14 protein-coding genes are annotated in these 18672 nt (G+C 70.2%); 8 read left to right on the top strand and 6 right to left on the bottom strand.

Features of this window, described 5'->3' with window-relative positions; translation table 11 throughout:
* The first annotated feature begins 396 nt into the window (after positions 1-396).
* Positions 397-1767, top strand: coding sequence for a metalloprotease PmbA (gene pmbA, locus MNQ95_RS02055; protein WP_425605697.1), 1371 nt, complete (start codon positions 397-399; stop codon positions 1765-1767).
* A 76-nt stretch (positions 1768-1843) separates the two neighbouring features.
* The gene (locus MNQ95_RS02050) at positions 1844-2254 is read left to right on the top strand and encodes a DUF4870 domain-containing protein (protein WP_241953663.1); all 411 of its coding nucleotides are present in this window, start codon (positions 1844-1846) and stop codon (positions 2252-2254) included.
* Between the two features lie 83 nt (positions 2255-2337).
* Here the strand turns inward: MNQ95_RS02050 and MNQ95_RS02045 are convergent, their stop codons facing one another.
* The 6 genes from MNQ95_RS02045 to dnaE form a co-directional block, all read right to left on the bottom strand.
* Positions 2338-3213, bottom strand: a complete 876-nt coding sequence (locus MNQ95_RS02045) for a farnesyl diphosphate synthase (protein WP_241953662.1) — start codon at positions 3211-3213, stop codon at positions 2338-2340.
* Entirely contained in the window at positions 3203-3460 is a 258-nt protein-coding gene (locus MNQ95_RS02040) for an exodeoxyribonuclease VII small subunit (protein ID WP_162410857.1), read from the bottom strand. The genes MNQ95_RS02045 and MNQ95_RS02040 overlap by 11 nt, the downstream gene beginning before the upstream one ends.
* Before the next feature lie 31 nt (positions 3461-3491).
* A complete protein-coding gene (tilS, locus tag MNQ95_RS02035) occupies positions 3492-4847 on the bottom strand; it encodes a tRNA lysidine(34) synthetase TilS (protein ID WP_241953661.1) in 1356 nt (451 codons plus the stop codon).
* A gap of 30 nt (positions 4848-4877) precedes the next feature.
* On the bottom strand, positions 4878-5057 hold the full coding sequence (locus tag MNQ95_RS02030) for a hypothetical protein (RefSeq protein WP_162410859.1): 180 nt from the start codon (positions 5055-5057) through the stop codon (positions 4878-4880).
* Between the two features lie 84 nt (positions 5058-5141).
* Positions 5142-6101 carry an acetyl-CoA carboxylase carboxyltransferase subunit alpha gene (locus MNQ95_RS02025; protein WP_162410860.1) on the bottom strand — a complete coding sequence of 320 codons (960 nt, stop codon included), beginning with the start codon at positions 6099-6101 and terminating at the stop codon, positions 5142-5144.
* A 1477-nt stretch (positions 6102-7578) separates the two neighbouring features.
* Positions 7579-11148 carry a DNA polymerase III subunit alpha gene (dnaE, locus tag MNQ95_RS02020; RefSeq protein ID WP_241953660.1) on the bottom strand — a complete coding sequence of 1190 codons (3570 nt, stop codon included), beginning with the start codon at positions 11146-11148 and terminating at the stop codon, positions 7579-7581.
* A gap of 145 nt (positions 11149-11293) precedes the next feature.
* Between dnaE and MNQ95_RS02015 the strand changes: the two genes are divergently transcribed.
* From MNQ95_RS02015 to gorA, 6 genes are all read left to right on the top strand, one after another.
* On the top strand, positions 11294-12535 hold the full coding sequence (locus MNQ95_RS02015) for a DUF418 domain-containing protein (RefSeq protein WP_238390377.1): 1242 nt from the start codon (positions 11294-11296) through the stop codon (positions 12533-12535).
* 336 nt (positions 12536-12871) lie between these two features.
* Positions 12872-13606, top strand: a complete 735-nt coding sequence (locus MNQ95_RS02010) for a transporter (RefSeq protein WP_238390378.1) — start codon at positions 12872-12874, stop codon at positions 13604-13606.
* A gap of 140 nt (positions 13607-13746) precedes the next feature.
* Positions 13747-14208 carry a YidH family protein gene (locus tag MNQ95_RS02005; RefSeq protein WP_241953659.1) on the top strand — a complete coding sequence of 154 codons (462 nt, stop codon included), beginning with the start codon at positions 13747-13749 and terminating at the stop codon, positions 14206-14208.
* 67 nt (positions 14209-14275) lie between these two features.
* Positions 14276-14683 (top strand): hypothetical protein, encoded by a 408-nt coding sequence (locus MNQ95_RS02000; RefSeq protein ID WP_241953658.1) that lies wholly within the window; start codon positions 14276-14278, stop codon positions 14681-14683.
* 152 nt (positions 14684-14835) lie between these two features.
* The gene (locus MNQ95_RS01995) at positions 14836-16104 is read left to right on the top strand and encodes an NAD(P)/FAD-dependent oxidoreductase (protein ID WP_241953657.1); all 1269 of its coding nucleotides are present in this window, start codon (positions 14836-14838) and stop codon (positions 16102-16104) included.
* Positions 16105-16171: 67 nt separating this feature from the next.
* Positions 16172-17587: a glutathione-disulfide reductase gene (gene gorA, locus MNQ95_RS01990; protein ID WP_241953656.1), complete on the top strand. Its 1416-nt coding sequence runs from the start codon at positions 16172-16174 to the stop codon at positions 17585-17587.
* Positions 17588-18672 lie beyond the last annotated feature (1085 nt).

Raw genomic sequence — 18672 nt, 5'->3', positions numbered from 1 at the left:
GAATTCCGGACGGGCGCGGGATTTTCCAGAGGCAAGTGCGAGGCGCTGGCTCCGGCAGGGGACGCGCCAGGCCGGGGATGTCGCTTTCCCCTCGGATGGGCATCCTGCCCCTACTCGGGCGCAGGCCATCCATGGCCTGCTTGTCGCGACACCCGCGGCCTGGCGCGTCCTTAGCGATCTGCGCGGTCCTGGCGCCTTGCCGGACTGGAGCAATCGGCCGTCCTTCGAGGCGGGCGCTGTGTCCTCGCGAGGGAGCCGGCGGCGGCGCCGTCGAGTCCCCATGGACGCATCCATGGCGTGTTCCGGCGCCAGGGCACGACGTGCGCCGGCGACGCATCAGCCCGGCACGATGCCTCCCTTCACTGATCGAACAACCGAATTTCCGAGGTACACCGCTTGAACGACATCGTGCGCAATGACGACAGCCATGCGCGGCTGGACCAGCTGGCCGGGATCTCGCAGCGGCTGCTGGACCGCGCGCGCGCGCTGGGTGCCAGCCAGGCCGAGGTGAGCTGCAGCGAGGAGCACGGACTGAACGTGTCCGTGCGCATGGGCGAGGTGGAGACGGTCGAATCGACTCGCGACCGCGGCATCGCGGTGACGGTGTACTTCGGCCAGCGCAAGGGCAGCGCCAGCACCGCCGACCTGCACGAGGCCAGCCTGGAGGCGACGGTCGAGCAGGCCTGCGCCATTGCCCGGCATACCGAGGACGATCCGGTCGCTGGACTGGCCGACGCGGCGCTGATGGCGCGGCCGCTCGCCGACGGCACTTTCCCCGACCTGGATACGTGGCACCCGTGGCGCCTCGACGCGGACGAGGCGATCGACCTGGCGCTGGCCTGCGAAGCGGCCGGCCGCGAAGCCGATGCCCGGGTGAGCAATTCCGATGGCGCCTCGTTCGGCAGTGGCGAGAGCGTGTCGGTGTACGCCAACAGCCACGGATTCATCGGGCGCGAGCGCGAGACCCAGCATTCGCTCGGCGTGGCGCTGATCACCGGCCAGGGCGATGCGATGCAGCGCGACGCCTGGTACAGCATCGGCCTGGCCCGCGAGGACCTGGAGGCACCGGCGGCCATCGGCCGTCGCGCGGCCGAGCGCACCGTCGCGCGCCTGGACCCGCGCAGCGCACCGACCGGCGAGTACCCGGTGCTGTTCTCGACCGAGGTCGCGCGTTCGCTGGTGGGGCACCTGCTCAACGCGGTATCCGGCGGCGCGCTGTACCGTCGCGCGAGCTTCCTGCTCGACAGCGTCGGCACGCGCCTGTTCCCGGAATGGTTCGCCATCGGCGAACACCCTCTGCGGCGCCACGGCCTGCGCTCGACCGCGTTCGACGCCGAGGGCGTGGCTACCCGCGAGAATCCGCTGGTGGTCGACGGCGTGCTGCAGCGCTACGTGCTGGGCAGCTACTCGGCGCGCAAGCTCGGCCTGCAGACCACGGCCAATGCCGGCGGCGTGCACAACCTGGACGTGGCCGCCAACGCGGGCGGCCTGGACGAACTGGTCCGTGGCATGGGGCGTGGCCTGCTGGTGACCGAACTGATGGGGCAGGGCGTCAACGGGGTCACGGGCGACTACTCGCGCGGCGCTGCCGGGTTCTGGATCGAGGACGGTGCGATCGCCTATCCGGTCGACGAGCTCACCATCGCCGGCAACCTTCGCAGCATGTTCGCCGGGATCGAAGCGGTGGGCAGCGGCTTCGACCCGCGCTCGCACATCCGCATCGGGCCGGTCCTGGTGGGGCGCATGACCGTTGCAGGGGGCGGATGACGTATCCTCGGACGTGGGCGCCGCAGCGGGGAAGCGGCGCCGTATCCATCCAGAGACCAACTGCAAGGGGAATGCAATGAGCGAATTCGAGACCTACACCGCACCGCCGGCGGAGCCCAACGGCCCGGCGAGCAGCGAAGAGAAGCAGTGGGCGCTGTTCGGCCACCTGACCGCGCTGACCGGCCTGTTCACCGGTGGCATCGGCAATATCGTCGGCCCGCTGGTGATCTGGCTGGTCAAGAAGGACACCATGCCCTTCGCCAGCGACCAGGCCAAGGAAGCGCTGAACTTCAACATCACCCTGTTGATCATCGGCGTGATCCTGCTCCTGATCACGATGGTCACCTTCGGCATCGGCGCGATCCTGACCGTGCCGCTGGGCCTGCTGCTGGGCCTGGCGTGGCTGATCCTGACCATCGTCGCGGCGATCAAGGCCAACGACGGCGTCGCCTACCGCTATCCGTTCACGCTGCGACTGGTGAAGTAAGCCTCGCGCGGAAGCGAAAAGGGCCCGGCATGTCCGGGCCCTTTTTTTTGCGCATCCGTGCAGGTTCGCGGCCCGGCCTCGCGCTAGTGCGAGCGTTTCACCGCAAGTTCGCCCAGCGCGACCAGAGCGGCGCCGCGTTCGCCGAGTGGGGCCAGCACGTCACGCATCGCCGTCGCCAGTTCCTCGAGCTTGGCGCGCGCGCCCTCCATGCCCAACAGCGCCGGGTAGGTCGACTTGGCCTGGGCCACGTCCTTGCCGGCGGTCTTGCCCAGTTGCGCGGAGCTGGCCTCGATGTCGAGCAGGTCGTCGCGCACCTGGAAGGCCAGGCCCAGTGCGCTGGCGAAAACATCCAGCCGGGCGAGCGTGCCGGCGTCGGCACCACCGCCCAGGGCACCCATGCGCACCGCCGCGCGGATCAGCGCACCGGTCTTGAGCGCGTGCATGTGTTGCAACTGTTGCAGCTCTTGCGTCCGTCCGGTGGCATCGATGTCCAGCGCCTGGCCGCCGCACATGCCGGCGACGCCGGAGGCGCCGGCCAGCGTGCCGACCCAGTCGATGCGCAACTGCGCCGGCGCATCGGACGCAGCCAGCGCGGCGAAGGCCAGGGTCTGCAGCGCATCGCCGGCGAGGATCGCGGTGGCTTCGTCGAACGCGACGTGCACGGTCGGCTGGCCGCGGCGCAGGTCGTCGTCGTCCATCGCCGGCAGGTCGTCATGGACCAGCGAGTAGGCATGGACCAGTTCGACGGCCGCGGCGGGCGCGTCGAGCAGGCTTTCGTCGGTGCCCAGCGCGACGCCCGCAGCGTAGACCAGCAGCGGACGCATGCGCTTGCCGCCGCCGAGCGTTGCGTGGCGCATCGCCGCATGCAGGCGCGAAGGCTCGCTGCCGGGATCGGGCAGCAGGCGCTCCAGCGTGGCTTCGGTCCGCGCCGTCCAGCGCGCGAAGGCCTCACTCGCCATCGTGACTGGCGAAAGGCTGGGCCTGGTCGGGCTGATCGGGGTCGGTGAGCAGGCGCACGCGCAGCTCGGCCTGTTCAAGCGCGGTCTGGCAGCGGCGATAGAGGCCGACGCCGCGTTCGTACGCGGCCAGCGAATCCTCCAGGCTCATCTCGCCCTGTTCCATCTTTTCGACCAGCATTTCCAGCTCGTCCAGCGAATGCTCGAACTGGGCGACCGGCGAGGCGTCGGGGGTGGCTTTCTTGGGCATGCGGGAAGTGTGGCGGCGCACCGCGGAAGGGTCAACGCGCGGATGCGTCGCCGATCCCGGGGGGTTGCCAGGACAGGTGCCAGCCGCGGGCCTTCAGCCACAGGGCCAGGGCCTCCGACCAGGCGACGTCGGCGGCGGCCAACAGGTGGCCGTCCGCCCCCGAAAGCAGGGGCAGGTGCGCGCGCCGCCATGGCGGTACGCCGCGCTCCTGCAGCACCTGCTTGAGCGCGTGCGAGTGGTCGCGGCCGGGCAGGACGATGCGCTCGCCGCCCTGGCGCGCATGCACGCGCACGGGAGCGTCGAAGCCCGTCGCCGCCGGGTTGCCCTGGTCGTCGCGCAGCAGCAGGCGGCCTCCGTCGGGCAATGCCAGCGGCGTGCGGCCGTCCCATCGCACGTTCCAGTCCGGCGGCAGCGGCGCGCGCTGGCGGTCTGCATGCAGGAAGTCGCGCCAGCGCAGGACCCGGGCGCCGGCCCAGGCGAAGGTGGCTTCCGCGTCGGCGCGTGCTTCCAGCAGCCCGGTCTCGATCCGCTCCACGCCCTGGGCCGGCAGCGGCGGCAGTCCGAGGGTGCGGATCCAGTGGCGCAGCAGGCGCGCACGCCGCTCCGCGGGCAGCGCCGTCAGCGTTGCCACGCGCAGCGTGCGTGGATCGTCGCCTGCATGGGTGCGCAGCAGGGCGGCGTCTTCGGATGCGAGCAGCGCATCGGCCTGCGCGCAGAGCGCGGCACTGCGTGCCAGCGACGCGGCGGCGTGCGGCCAGCGTTGCCGCATCAGGGGCAGCAGCTGCAGGCGCAGGAAGTTGCGGTCCGGATCGGGCAACGCATTGCTCGGATCCTCGATCCAGACCAGGCCGTGCGCCTGCGCGTACGCGTGCAGGGCCTCGCGCGGCTGCGACAGCAGCGGACGCCATTGCCAGGCGTCGCCCAGCGCGCGCACCACGCGCATCGCGCCCAGTCCCTCCGGTCCGGAGGCCCGCAGGGCACGCAGCAGGAAAGTCTCCGCCTGGTCGTCGAGATGGTGCGCGGTCACCAGCAGGTCGCCGGGTGCCAGGGTGCCGGATAGCGCGGCGTAGCGGGCTTCACGGGCCGCCGCTTCCAGCCCGGTGCCGGTGTCGCGCGGCACCTCGATGCGCAGCACCTGCAACGGCACTTCCAGCGCCTGCGCCTGGCGCATGCAGTGCGCGGCCCAGTCGTCGGCGCTGGCCTGCAGGCCGTGATGCACGTGCACCGCGCGCAGGCCGCGCGCGCGGATCACCGGGTCGCTGGCCAGGCGGTGCAGCAGCACGCTCGAATCCAGGCCGCCGCTGCAGGCCACGACGATCGCGCCGCGCGCCGTGGCGGGCGGCTCGGGCAGGGGGAGCAACGGGGGAGCCGGTTCGCCGGGGGCCATGCCGCTATCGTAGCCGGGCACGATCGCCGCTCAGCGCACCTGGCGCAGGATCACCACGATGGCGAAGATCCAGCACACGGTCACGAACCAGGCGAGCACCCAGATCGAGGCGATGCCGCGGCGGTGTCCGTACAGGCGGTTGATGACCAGCGCCACCAGCAAAGGCACCACGAACAGCGCCAGCGGCGGCACCCAGCCGGGCACGTTCATGCGCGCGGTCCCGCGGCGGCCAAGGGTGGGAAGTGGCACGACGGGCGGCCGGCATCGCGCCGGCACGCCGGTGTCCGGCAATCCTTACGCGGCCTCGTAGGCACCATAGCCGTGCAGGCGCGCGTAACGCCGCTGGACCAGTTCCTCGACCGGGATCTGCTCCAGTGCGTCGAGTTCGTTGACCAGCACGGCCTTGAGCCGCTTGGCCATCTGCTTCGGGTTGCGGTGGGCGCCGCCGGTGGGCTCGCGCACGACCTTGTCGACCAGGCCCAGGCCATGCAGGCGGCGGGCGGTCAGGCCCAGCTGCTCGGCGGCGTCCTTGGCCTTGCCTGCGTCCTTCCACAGGATCGAGGCGCAGCCTTCGGGCGAAATCACCGAATAGGTGCTGTATTCCAGCATCACCGTGCAGTCGCCCACGCCAATGGCCAGCGCGCCGCCGGAGCCGCCTTCGCCGATCACCGTGCAGATGACCGGCACGGTCAGCTCGGCCATCTCCAGCAGGTTGCGCGCGATCGCCTCGGACTGGCCGCGCTCCTCGGCATCGATGCCCGGCCAGGCGCCAGGGGTGTCGATGAAGGTCAGGATCGGCAGGCCGAAGCGCTCGGCCATCTTCATCAGGCGCAGCGCCTTGCGGTAGCCCTCGGGCTTGGGCATGCCGAAGTTGCGGCGGATCTTTTCCTTGGTGTCGCGGCCCTTCTGGTGGCCGATGACCATGACCGGGCGGCCGTCGATGCGGGCCAGGCCGCCGACAATGGCCTTGTCGTCGGCGAAGGCGCGGTCGCCGGCCAGCTCCTGGAACTCGTCGCAGAACACGCGCACGTAATCCAGGGTGTAGGGACGGGCCGGATGGCGGGCCATCTGCGACACCTGCCAGGGGCTGAGGTCGCGGAAGATCTGGGCGGTGCGCTTGCGCAACTTGTCCTGCAGCGCGTGCACCTCGGCGTCGACGTTGACCGCCGGACCGGTGCTGGCGCTGCGCAGGTCCTGGATCTTGGCTTCCAGGTCGGCGATGGGCTGCTCGAAATCGAGGTAGTTCGGGTTCATCCGTTGGCCGGCGATGCCGGTAGGTGCATGAGACGGGCAGTGTAGCCGAAGGTCCGCGAAGTGACCGGACCATACGGTACGGAAGTCGGGAGGCGACGCGCCGGTAGCCATCCTGGTGTTGCGGCGGCCTTACGGAGGAACGGGCTCCAACCGGTGGAGCCGATGGCATCGGGTACGCGACGCCCATCGGTCTCCGACGCCCCCGGTGTCGCGGTCATGCCCGCTCCTACAAGGGCAGGGTCAGGCGCTGTTGTAGGAGCGGACTTCAGGCCGCGAAGCCGACGCGGTTGACGCGGGCGGCGCCCGCCGGTATCCGGCGTCCTCGGTGTCGCGGTCATGCCCGCTCCTACAAGGGCAGGGCCGGAGCGCTGTTGTAGGAGCGGACTTCAGGCCGCGAAGCCGACGCGGTCGATCCGGGCGGCGCTCGCCGGTATCCGGCGTCCACGGTGTCGCGGTCGTGCCCGCTCCTGCAAGGGCAGGGCGGGAGCGCTGTTGTAGGAGCGGACTTCAGGCCGCGAAGCCGATGCGGTTGACGCGGGCGGCGCCCGCCGGTATCCGGCGTCCCGATGTCGCGGTCATGCCCGCTCCTGCAAGGGCAGGGCGGGAGCGCTGTTGCAGGAGCGGACTTCAGGTCGCGAAGCCGATGCGGTTGGCCCGGGCGGCGCCGCCGGTATCCGGCGTCCACGGTGTCGCGGTCATGCCCGCTCCTACAAGGGCAGGGCGGGAGCGCTGTTGCAGGAGCGGACTTCAGGCCGCGAAGCCGATGCGGTTGACGCGGGCGGCGCCGCCGGTATCCGGCGCGCTCGGTGTCGCGGTCATGCCCGCTCCTACAAGGGCAGGGCCGGAGCGCTGTTGTAGGAGCGGACTTCAGGCCGCGAAGCCGACGCGGTCGATCCGGGCGGCGCTCGCCGGTATCCGGCGTCCACGGTGTCGCGGTCGTGCCCGCTCCTGCAAGGGCAGGGCGGGAGCGCTGTTGTAGGAGCGGACTTCAGGCCGCGAAGCCGATGCGGTTGACGCGGGCGGCGCCCGCCGGTATCCGGCGTCCCGATGTCGCGGTCATGCCCGCTCCTGCAAGGGCAGGGCGGGAGCGCTGTTGCAGGAGCGGACTTCAGGTCGCGAAGCCGATGCGGTTGGCCCGGGCGGCGCCGCCGGTATCCGGCGTCCACGGTGTCGCGGTCATGCCCGCTCCTACAAGGGCAGGGCGGGAGCGCTGTTGCAGGAGCGGACTTCAGGCCGCGAAGCCGATGCGGTTGACGCGGGCGGCGCCGCCGGTATCCGGCGCGCTCGGTGTCGCGGTCATGCCCGCTCCTACAAGGGCAGGGCGGGCGCGCTGTTGTAGGAGCGGACTTCAGGCCGCGAAGCCGATGCGGTTGACGCGGGCGGCGCCCGCCGGTATCCGGCGTCCACGGTGTCGCGGTCATGCCCGCTCCTGCAAGGGCAGGCCATGCGGCTCCTGCGGCGACAGGCAGGGTCTGCCTCAGTTGGCCCAGGGGCGGCCGATGGCAACCTTGACCGCGCGCACGCCGGGCTGGGCGCGCAGCGCGTCCAGCAGGGGCGGCGCGACGCGTACCGAGTTGGGGCCATTGAGGTCGAGCACGCCGGTCGCGCCCTGCTCGCCGCGGCCGACCTGCAGGTGCAGGCGCAGCGGCGTGGGGCCGGGGCGGTGGCGGGCCAGGACCGCGTCGATGCGCTGCCACAGCCCCGGATCGACCAGGTCCACGCGCAGCGACAGCCGCTGGGCATGCTGCGCGCACAGCTGCTCGTAATCCCAGGCAGCCTTCAGGCGCAGGCTGTAGCCGCCGCTGAACTCGTCCTCGCGCAACCCGCCCTGCACGACCAGCACGCGATCGCGCACCAGCAGGCTGGCGAATTCCTGCGCGCCCTCGGCGAACACACTGCATTCGAGACGGCCGCGACCGTCTTCCAGCTGGACGAAGATCTGGCTGTCGCCCTTGCGGCGGATGCCGGCGACCAGCCCGGCGACCACGACCTGGACTTCCGGTCGCCAGCCGCGCTTCTCGCCGCCGGATCCGGCGGCCCACAGCTTGTCCAGCTCGCCCAGGTCGCTGCCGACCAGTTGCCGCACTTCCTCGCGGTACGGATCGAACGGATGCCCGCTGAGGTAGTGGCCGAGCGTGTCGCGCTCGCCGTCGAGCAGTTGCCGCAGCGTCCATTCGTCCGCTTCGGGCAGGTCGAGCTTGAGCGAGGGGCCGGCGTCGTCCGAGGAAGCACCGAACAGGGACACCTGGCCGGCGGCGCGTTCCTTGGCGAGCTGGTCGGTGGCCTTGATCACCTCGGGAAGCTGCAGCATCAGCGTGGCGCGGTTGCGGCCCAGCGCATCCAGCGCGCCGGCGTTGATCATCGCCTCCAGCGCGCGACGGTTGAGCTTGGTCGAATCCACGCGCCGGCAGAAATCGAGCAGGTCGGCGTAGTCGCCGCCCTGGTGGCGCTCGGCCACGATCGCCTCGCACAGGCCGCGGCCCACGCCCTTGATCGCGCCCAGGCCGTAACGCACGGTGTCGGCGGCGACCGCTTCGAACATGAATTCCGAATCGTTGACCTGCGGCGGAAGCACCGTCAGGCCCAGGCCACGCGCTTCGTTGAGGAAGCCGACCACCTTGTCGGTGTTGTCCATGTCCGAGGACAGCGTCGCGGCCATGAACTCGGCCGGATAGTGTTTCTTCAGCCACGCGGTCTGGTAGGCGACCAGCGAGTAGGCGGCGGCGTGCGACTTGTTGAAGCCGTAGCCGGCGAACTTCTCCATCAGGTCGAAGATCTCGTCGGCCTTCTTCTCGCCGACGCCGTTCTTGGCCGCGCCCTCGCGGAAGATCTCGCGGTGCTTGGCCATTTCCGCCGGCACCTTCTTGCCCATCGCCCGGCGCAGCAGGTCGGCGCCGCCCAGCGAGTAGCCGCCGACGATCTGCGCCATCTGCATGACCTGCTCCTGGTAGACCATGATCCCGTAGGTCTCTTCCAGCATCGGCTGCGTGCGAGGGTCGGGATAAGCGAACTCCTCCAGCCCGTGCTTGCGCGCCACGAACGACGGGATCATCTCCATCGGGCCGGGGCGATAGAGCGCGTTCAGCGCGATCAGGTCCTCGAAGCGGTCGGGCTTGGCGTCCTTCAGCGCGCGGCGCATGCCCGAGGATTCGAACTGGAACACCGAGCCGGTGTTGCCGTTGGCGAAGACGTCGCGATAGACGCTGGCGTCGTCCAGCGGCAGGGTGGCGATGTCCAGCGGCGGGATCCCCGCGCGCTCATGGCGGACGTTGATCGCCTTCACCGCCCAGTCGATGATCGTCAGCGTGCGCAGGCCGAGGAAGTCGAACTTGACCAGGCCGATCGCCTCGACGTCGTCCTTGTCGAACTGGGTGACCGGGTTGCGGCCCAGGCCGTCCTGGTCGTGCTCGGCGAACAGCGGGCAGAAGGTGTGCAGTGGTTCCGGGGCGATCACCACGCCGCCGGCGTGCTTGCCGGCGTTGCGGGTCAGGTCCTCGAGCTGGCGGGCCAGGTCGATCAGGTCACGGACGTCGTCCTCGCTGCCGTAGCGCTGGATCAGCTCGGCCGAGTGCATCTCGCTGTCCTTGCCTTCGCCCATCGCATCCTTCAGCGAAATGCCGAGGATGTTGGGGATCAGCTTGGCCACGCTGTCGACGAAGCCGTACGGGAAGCCGAGCACGCGACCGGTGTCGCGCACCACCGCCTTGGCCGCCATGGTGCCGTAGGTGATGATCTGGCTGACCCGCTCGCGCCCGTACTTGCGGGCGACGTAGTCGATCACCTCGTCGCGCCGGTCCATGCAGAAGTCGATGTCGAAGTCGGGCATCGACACGCGTTCCGGGTTGAGGAAGCGCTCGAACAGCAGGTTGTACGGGATCGGGTCCAGGTCGGTGATCTGCAAAGCCCAGGCCACCAGCGAGCCGGCGCCCGAACCGCGGCCCGGGCCAATGGGGATGCCGTGGCTTTTGCCCCACTGGATGAAGTCGGCCACGATCAGGAAGTAGCCCGGGAAGCCCATCTTGATGATGGTGTCGAGCTCGAAGTCCAGGCGCTCGACGTAGTCCTGTCGGGTCTTGCCCTCGGCCAGCGGGTTCTTCGCCAGCCGCAGCTCCAGGCCGTCGTGCGACTGCTTGCGGATCCAGCTGTCCAGGGTCTCGTCCGACGGCACCGGATAGGCCGGCAGCGCGTACTTGCCCAGGGTCAGCTCGAGGTTGCAGCGCCGCGCCAGCTCGACCGTGTTGGCGATCGCGTCGGGCACGTCGGCGAATACCCGGGCCATTTCCTCCGGCGACTTGAGGTACTGCTCGGGGCTGTAGTCGCGCGGGCGCTTGGGGTCGTCGAGCACGCGGCCCGACGCAATGCACACCCGCGCCTCGTGCGCGTCGAAGCCGGCCTTGTCCAGGAAGCGCACATCGTTGGACGCCACCACCGGGATGCCGCGCGCCGCCGAAGCGTGCAGGGCGAACGCATTGAACGCCTCCTCGCCGTCGCGCCCGGTGCGGACCAGTTCCAGGCACAGGTTGCCGTCGAAGGCGCGCTGCCAGTCGGCCAGCTGCTGCTCGGCCAGGTCGTGGCGGTGCTCGGAGGCCAGGCGACCGGCCAGGCTCTCGCGCCCAGCCAGCAGGATCAGGCCCTCGCCGCAGTCCTTGATCCATTCCGGCGTCACCACCACGCCGCCCTCGGCGCGGTGGCCCTCCATCCAGGCACGGCTGAGCAGGCGCGAGAGATTGAGGTAGCCGCCGTGGTCGCGGCACAGCGCGGTCAGTCGCCAGGGCGCCTCGCCGGGGCCCGAAGCCACCGCCAGGTCGGCGCCGGCGATGGGCTTGATGCCCACGCCCTCGGCCGCCTTGTAGAACTTGATCAGGGCGAACAGGTTGTTGAGGTCGGTGACCGCCAGCGCCGGCAGGCCCAGTTCCACCGCGCGGCTGAGCAGGTTGGCCTGCTTGGCCTTGGCCGGATCGGCCTGCTCGGGTTTTTCGGGCACGCGGATGGTCGAGTCCGCAAGCGAAAACTCGGTATGGACGTGGAGGTGGACGAAGCCTGACATGCGGCGAGGAGGGTACCGGCGGGGGGGAGGGGGAACAAGGCTTGACGGCCGGCGCGGCAGCCCGGGAGCCAGGCGGGGCGGGGCGAATGCCATGGCAGCCGGATTTCGTCCATCATCGCCCGGTACCCATGGATCGGAGACTGCGGTGAACCCGGCGCAACTTGAACCTGTCGCACCCGGCGAACGCATCGCCACCCTCGATGTGCTGCGTGGCTTTGCGCTCGGCGGCATCCTGCTGATGAACATGGAGGCCTTCGTCGGCCCGGTGATGGGCTCCTATTCGGGGCTGGATCCGGCCCTGGCCGGTGTCGACCGGATCGCCGACGGGCTGGTGTATTTCTTCGTGCAGGGCAAGTTCTTCACCCTGTTCTCGCTGCTGTTCGGCATGGGCTTCGCGATGATGGCCCAGCGCGCCGATGCGAGCGGCCGGCCGTTCGTGGGCCTGTATTTCCGGCGCGGGCTGGCCCTGCTGGGCATTGGCCTCGTCCACGCGCTGCTGGTGTGGTCCGGCGACGTGCTGGTGACCTACGCACTGCTGTCGTTCCCGTTGCTGGCCTTCCATGCCACTCCGGCCCGGGTGCTGGCCTGGCTGGGTGCGGCCTGCTACTTGGCCGCGCCGGCTTTGCTGATGGGGCTGGGGTTCCTGTCGCTGTGGGTTCCCGGCTGGGACGAGTTCATGGCGGTGCAGGGCCAGCAGATGGAAGCGATGCTGGAAGCGCAGCGCCAGGCCTACGGTGCCGGCGGCTATGCCACCGCTGTGGCGCAGCGAATGGCCGATTTCGGGCTGATGCTGTCCAACCTGCTGGTGATGGGCGTGCTGGTGTTCGGCATGTTCCTGATCGGTGCGGCGTTCATGCGCAGCGGCGCGATCCAGCGGCCCGAGTTGCATCCGCGCCTGTACCGGATGCTGCGCGAGGGCGTGCTGCCGCTGGGCGTGCTGCTGATGCTGGCCTCGTTCGTGATCCAGCCGTCGGTCGCGTTGAACAGCTTCACCCTGCGCCAGGCCACCGCCCAGTCGCTGGGCCTGGTCGCCGGTGCGCTGATGTGCCTGGGTTACGTGGCCTGGGTGATGTGGCTGCTGGCGCGCCCCGTCGGCCAGCGCTGGCTGGGCTGGCTGGCCCCGGCCGGGCGCATGGCGCTGACCAACTACCTGGTCCAGTCGATCGTGTGCACGCTGGTGTTCTACGGTTACGGCCTGGGCTTCTTCGAACACCTGCCGCGCTTGTGGCAGATCCCGTTCGCGCTGGGCCTGTTCGCGGTGCAGGTGCTCTACAGCCAGTGGTGGCTCGAGCGCTTCCGCTTCGGGCCGGCCGAATGGCTGTGGCGTTCGCTGACCTACCTGAAACCGCAGCCGATGCGGCTGGCGGTGGCGCAGGCCGGGTCCTGAGCTGATCGCCGGCCGGAGGCCTGCCCGGGATTCGCCTGCGGGACCGCCAGTCGCGCGGCACTGCCACGCCTCCGCAGTGAGGCCACGGCGGGGGCCAAAGCATGGCGACCGTCCAGGTAGTTTTGCGGTGGCGGCCGCCAGCGGCTGGCGTTATGTTCGGCGCGGACGCCAACGAGCCAAGGGATGGTCATGGATATCCGCGCTGCGTCGTTCACGGTGCCGTCCATGATTCGGGCGGTTGCCGCCGGCCCGCGCCCGGCAGCCACCGGTCGAGGCCCACTCCCGTGGCTGCGGTCAGCCTGCGGGCTGTGCCTGCTGGGACTGGCCACGACTGCGTTGGCGGAGGACGCGGACGAACTCGCCAGGCAGCTGTCCAATCCGGTCTCCAGCCTCATCAGCGTGCCGCTGCAGTTCAACTACGACGACCTCGACAGCGGCGGCAGCCGCACCTGGCTCAACGTGCAGCCGGTGGTGCCGGTATCGATCGGCGAGAACTGGAACATGATCTCGCGCACGATCCTGCCGATCACCTACCAGGAAAACCTGTTCCCCGGTGCCGGCAGCCAGTTCGGCACCGGCGACATCACCCAGAGCCTGTTCTTCTCGCCCAAGCAGCCCACCGCCAATGGCTGGATCATCGGCGTGGGGCCGGCGCTGCTGCTGCCCACCGCCAGCGACGACCTGCTGGGGACCGGCAAGTGGGGCGCAGGACCGACCGCCGTGGTGCTCAAGCAGTCGCAGGCAGGCTGGACCTATGGCGCCCTCGCCAATCACCTGTGGTCGTTCGCCGGCGAAAGTGATCGCGGCGATGTCAGTTCGACTTTCCTGCAGCCCTTCCTCACCAAGGGGCTGGGGCAGGGACGCACGTTCTCGTTGAACATCGAGTCGTCCTACAACTGGGAGGCCGGGCAATGGACCGTGCCGCTCAACATCGGTTACAGCAAGGTGTCCAGGATCGGCTCGCAGATGGTCAGTTACCAGGGCGGCGTGCGTTATTACGCCGAGTCGCCCGATGGCGGTCCCGACTGGGGCCTGCGCTTCGCATTCACCCTGCTGTTCCCGGAGAAGTAGCGCGGCAGGCCACGCGGGATGGCGGAGAGGCCAGCGGGGCAGCTCAACATTCCAGCCCTGTCCTGCAACGAGCTACCCGCGTCGCTCCATCCCGCAACCTTGCAGAGACGCCGTATCGGCCACCCAGAAGGAGTCCAGCGATGAGCACCCCCGTACCTGCCGGACACCTGTTCGGCGATGCGTCCACGGAACTGTCTTCCCGCCGCACCGGCATGTCGTTCCAGCGCACGCGCCTGGCCGCCGACCGGACCCTGATGTCGGTGATCCGGACCTCGCTGTCGCTGATCAGCTTCGGCTTCACCATCCACCAGGTGTTCGAGCGGATGAAGGAGAGCGGAGTGATCGACCATGCGGGCTCGGGCCGAAACTTCGGTATCGCCCTGGTGCTGCTGGGTGTGGTGATGCTGGTGATCGGCATCGCCTACGAGGCCTGGTTCATGCACACGTTGCGCAAGCAGCGCACCGCCATGGCCAACGATCGCCTGGTCCACGCCGAGAGCCCATTTCCGCCATCGATGACCCTGATCACCGCGATCCTGCTGCTGGCGCTGGGCCTGGTGGCGATCACGAGCATGATCCTGCACATTGGCCCCTTCAAGTGACTGCATGACCGCGGATATGCCGGGGACGCGGCCAACACCTTCCGGCCTTCATGAAGAGGAGACGATGATGGACAGGATTCCCCGTATCCGGCGCGTGGTCGGCTGGCAGCTGCTGGCGATGTCGGTGCTGATGCTCGGCGTGGTCTTCGTGGCGCTGGCCAGCCCCTCGAACAAGTGGCGCCTGCAGTTCAGCGGCCACGCCAAGGTCGACGGCGAGATCGAGCTGTCGTTCACGCCCAAGGACGGCACCGCGACCAGCGTGGTCGTGGCCGTGCCCAAGGGCACCGGCGAAAACGCCGCGGCCCGCCTGGCGCGCGACACGATCAAGCAGGCGTTCGGCAAGGGCGTCTACAACGTGGAGACCGACGACGGCGAAGACGTGCTGGTGAAGAAGCGCGGCAGCACGCCGAGCTTCGAAGTCATCGTGGTGCGCAACACCGCCGACGGCCTGCGGCTCAGCCTCGACAAGGAATAGGCCATGCCCGCCTGGCCCGCCACGTGGCGGGCCAGCATCCGGCGCATGGCCCGACGGGTCGCGCAGTCGATGCAGATGCAACCGACTGCGTTCCACGGCCGGTCCCCGTCGCAAGCCTCCGGTGATGCCGGTCGCACGGGTAAACTCGCCGGGTGAATCCAACCAACGACGACGTCCTCATCCTCGGCGGCGGTGCCATCGGCCTGGCCACCGCACTGTCCCTGCTCGAAGCCGGTCGCGGCGTGCGCATCCTGGAGGCGGCCACCGCCGGTGGCGCCACCTCGCACGGCAACTGCGGCACGATCACGCCCAGCCACGCGCCGCCGCTGGCCGCGCCCGGCGTGCCTTTGCGCGCACTGCGCTGGATGTTCACCCCCGACGCCCCGCTGTACCTCAAGCCGCGGGTCGACCCGGCGCTGTGGTACTGGCTGGCGCGCTTCACCGCGCGCTGCAACGCCACGGCCTGGATGGCCAGCGCCAAGGCGCGCGCCGCATTGCTGGACGATTCGCGCGCCCGCCTGGTCGACTGGATCGGCCGCTACGGCCTGGACTGCGAGTTCGGCGAAACCGGGCTGGACTACGTGTTCCGCGACCCGCGCAACTTCGAGTGCTACATCGACGAATGCGCGCCGCTCAACGCAATGGGGATCGCGACCGAGACCATCGACGGCGCCGAGTACCTGCGCCAGGAGCCCTCGCTCAAGCCCGGCATCGTCGGCGCGATCCGCTTTCCCGACGATGCGCACCTGCGCCCGGACCGCTACGTGGCCGAGCTGGCGCGCGCGGTGCGCGAGCGCGGCGGCGTGATCGAGGAAGGCTGCCGGGTCGTGGCGCTGGAACCGGAGGCCGATGGCGTGCGCGTGCGGATCGCCGGGCAGGGCGGCGAGCGCGGCGAGCGCCGCGGCCGCGACGCCGTGGTGGCGATGGCCGCCTGGACCCCGGAACTGATCCGTCCGCTCGGCCTGCGCCTGCCGATCCAGCCGGGCAAGGGCTATTCGATCACCTACGCGCGCCCGTCGCTGGCGCCGCGCCGGCCGATCGTGCTCAAGGATCGCTCGGTTTGCGTCACCGCCTGGGGCAGCGGTTTCCGCCTGGGCAGCACCATGGAATTCTCCGGCCGCGACGAGAGCCTCAACGCGGTGCGCCTGGCCGCGCTGGAGCGCGCCGCACGCGAATACCTGCACGAACCGCCGGATGCGTCGATGCTGCAGGAGAAGTGGTACGGCTGGCGGCCGATGACCTGGGACGACCTGCCGGCGCTGGGCCGCTCGCCGAAGCATCGTCACGTCTGGTTGGCGGCCGGGCACGGCATGCTGGGCATCAGCATGAGCACCGCCAGCGGCCAGTTGCTGGCCGACCTGATGACCGGGCGCGACCCGGCCATCGACCCGGCCCCGTACCGCGTGGAGCGGTTCCAGTAGCCGGCGGTGCCCGACATGCGCCGACGGCCATGCCGCGGCCGGCGCGGCACAGCGAAAGGAGCAGTGGATGAAGCCCTCGAGTGATCCCGATCCGTCGCGGATGGACGTGGACCTGGTCGTGCTCGGCGGCGGTTCGGCCGGCCTGGCCGGCGCGTTCCGCGCGGCCGCGCACGGCGCGCGCGTCGTCCTGCTGGAGCCGGCCGAGTTCGGCGGCACCTGCGTCAACCACGGCTGCGTGCCGAAGAAGGCGATGTGGCTGGCCGCGGACCTGGCGGCGAAGATCAGCCTGGCCGCCGACCTGGGGTTCGCGGTCGCTGCACCGGCTGCGGACGGGAAGGGTCTGGACTGGAAGGAACTGGTCGCCCTGCGCCAGCGCTACATCGCCGGCATCCATGCGATCTACCAGCGCATGCTCGACGAGGCGGGCATCGTCTGGATGCCGTGCCGCGGTCGCCTGCACGACGCGCGCACGGTGGTGACCGAGCCCGGCGTGCACCTGCACGCCAGGCACGTGCTCGTCGCCACCGGCGGATCGCCGGTGCGCCCGGACATCCCCGGGGCCGAGCTGGCCGGCGTGTCCGACGATTTCTTCAAGCTCTGCGGCGCGCCGGCACGGGTGGGGATCATCGGCGGCGGCTACATCGCGGTGGAGCTGGCTGGCGTCCTGCAGGCGCTGGGCAGCCGCGTGGAGGTGTTCGTACGCGGCCCGCGCCTGCTGGCGAACATGGATGCAGAAGTGGCTACCCAGCTGCAGGAGGACATGACCCAGCACGGTGTGCGCCTGCACCTGGAAACGCCGTTGCAGGCGCTGGAGCGCGCGGAACCGCACGACGCCGCCGACGGCGAGCGCGTGCGCGTACTGCACAAGGGCCCGGCGCCGGAGACCGAGGCATTTGACTGCGTGATCCTCGCCACCGGGCGGCGTCCGAACAGCGACGGCATCGGCCTGGAGGCACTGGGCGTGCAGATCGACGAGCGCGGCGCGATCGTGGTCGACGCGTATGAGGACACCTCCGTACCCGGCATCCACGCGGTCGGCGATGTCACCGGCAAGCTGGAGCTGACCCCCGTCGCGATCGCCGCCGCGCGCCGGCTGATGGACCGGCTGTTCGGCGGTCGCGCCGGTGCCAAGCTCGACTACGAGAACGTGCCGACCGTGGTGTTCTCGCATCCGCCGCTGGGCACCGTGGGCCTGACCGAGGAGCAGGCGCGCGAGCGCCACGGAGATGCGGTCAAGGTCTACACCAGCCGCTTCCGGCCCATGCTCACCGCACTGGTCGACTCGCCGCAGCGCAGCCTGTTCAAGCTGGTGTGCGTGGGCAAGGAAGAACGGGTGGTCGGTATCCACCTGCTCGGCGAAGCCGCCGACGAGATCCTGCAGGGCTTCGCCGTCGCGCTGAAGCTGGGCGTGACCAAGCAGCAGCTCGACGACACCGTCGCCATCCACCCGACCTCGGCCGAGGAAGTGGTGTTGATGCGCTGAACCGCTTCGGCCGCACCCTCCGTGGCGACGGCAATGCCCTCGAACCGGGCCCACATGCGCGGCCCAGCCGGAATGCCGCGCTCCCTGTAGGAGCGGGCACGACCGCGACACCGACGCCCCCGCCACAGGCGACGCCCCCCGGAATTCCGACCCCCGTTCGCGGTCATGCCCGCTCCTACAAACGCCGAGTCGCAACAGGCTGCACTCCCTGCGGGATGCGGAGCGCCCCTGGCGCACCGACACCCGGCCCGAAACAAGCCACCGCCCTCTGTAGGAGCGGGCACGACCGCGACACCGACGCCCCCGGCACAGGCGACGTCCTTCGCACTCCGACCCCCGTTCGCGGTCATGCCCGCTCCTACAAACGCCGAGTCGCAACAGGCTGCACCCCCTGCGGGATGCGGAGCGCCATGGCGCACCGACACCCAGCCCGAAACAAGCCACCGCCCTCTGTAGGAGCGGGCACGACCGCGACACCGACGCCCCCGGCACAGGCGACGTCCTTCGCACTCCGAAACCCGTTCGCGGTCATGCCCGCTCCTACAAACGCCGAATCGCAACAGGCTGCACTCCCTGCGGGATGCGGAGCGCCCCTCGCGCACCGACACCCGGCCCGAAACAAGCCACCGCCCTCTGTAGGAGCGGGCACGACCGCGACACCGACGCCCCCGGCACAGGCGACGCCCCCGGAATTCCGACCCCCGTTCGCGGTCATGCCCGCTCCTACAAACGCCGAATCGCAACAGGCTGCACTCCCTGCGGGATGCGGAGCGCCCATGGCGCACCGACCCCAGCCCGAAACAAGCCACCGCCCTCTGTAGGAGCGGGCACGACCGCGACACCGGCGCCCCCGGCACAGGCGACGTCCTTCGCACTCCGACCCCCGTTCGCGGTCATGCCCGCTCCTACAAACGCCGAATCGCAACAGGCTGCACTCCCTGCGGGATGCGGAGCGCCCCTCGCGCACCGACACCCGGCCCGAAACAAGCCACCGCCCTCTGTAGGAGCGGGCACGACCGCGAAACCGACGCCCCCGGCACAGGCGACGTCCTTCGCACTCCGACCCCCGTTTGCGCTCATGCCCG

Origin of the sequence: Pseudoxanthomonas daejeonensis (assembly GCF_022637495.1) — a bacterium.
Classification (GTDB): Bacteria; Pseudomonadota; Gammaproteobacteria; order Xanthomonadales; family Xanthomonadaceae; genus Pseudoxanthomonas; species Pseudoxanthomonas daejeonensis.
The sequence above is the reverse complement of the archived record's forward strand: the minus strand, read 5'-3'. Positions and strand labels throughout refer to the sequence as shown.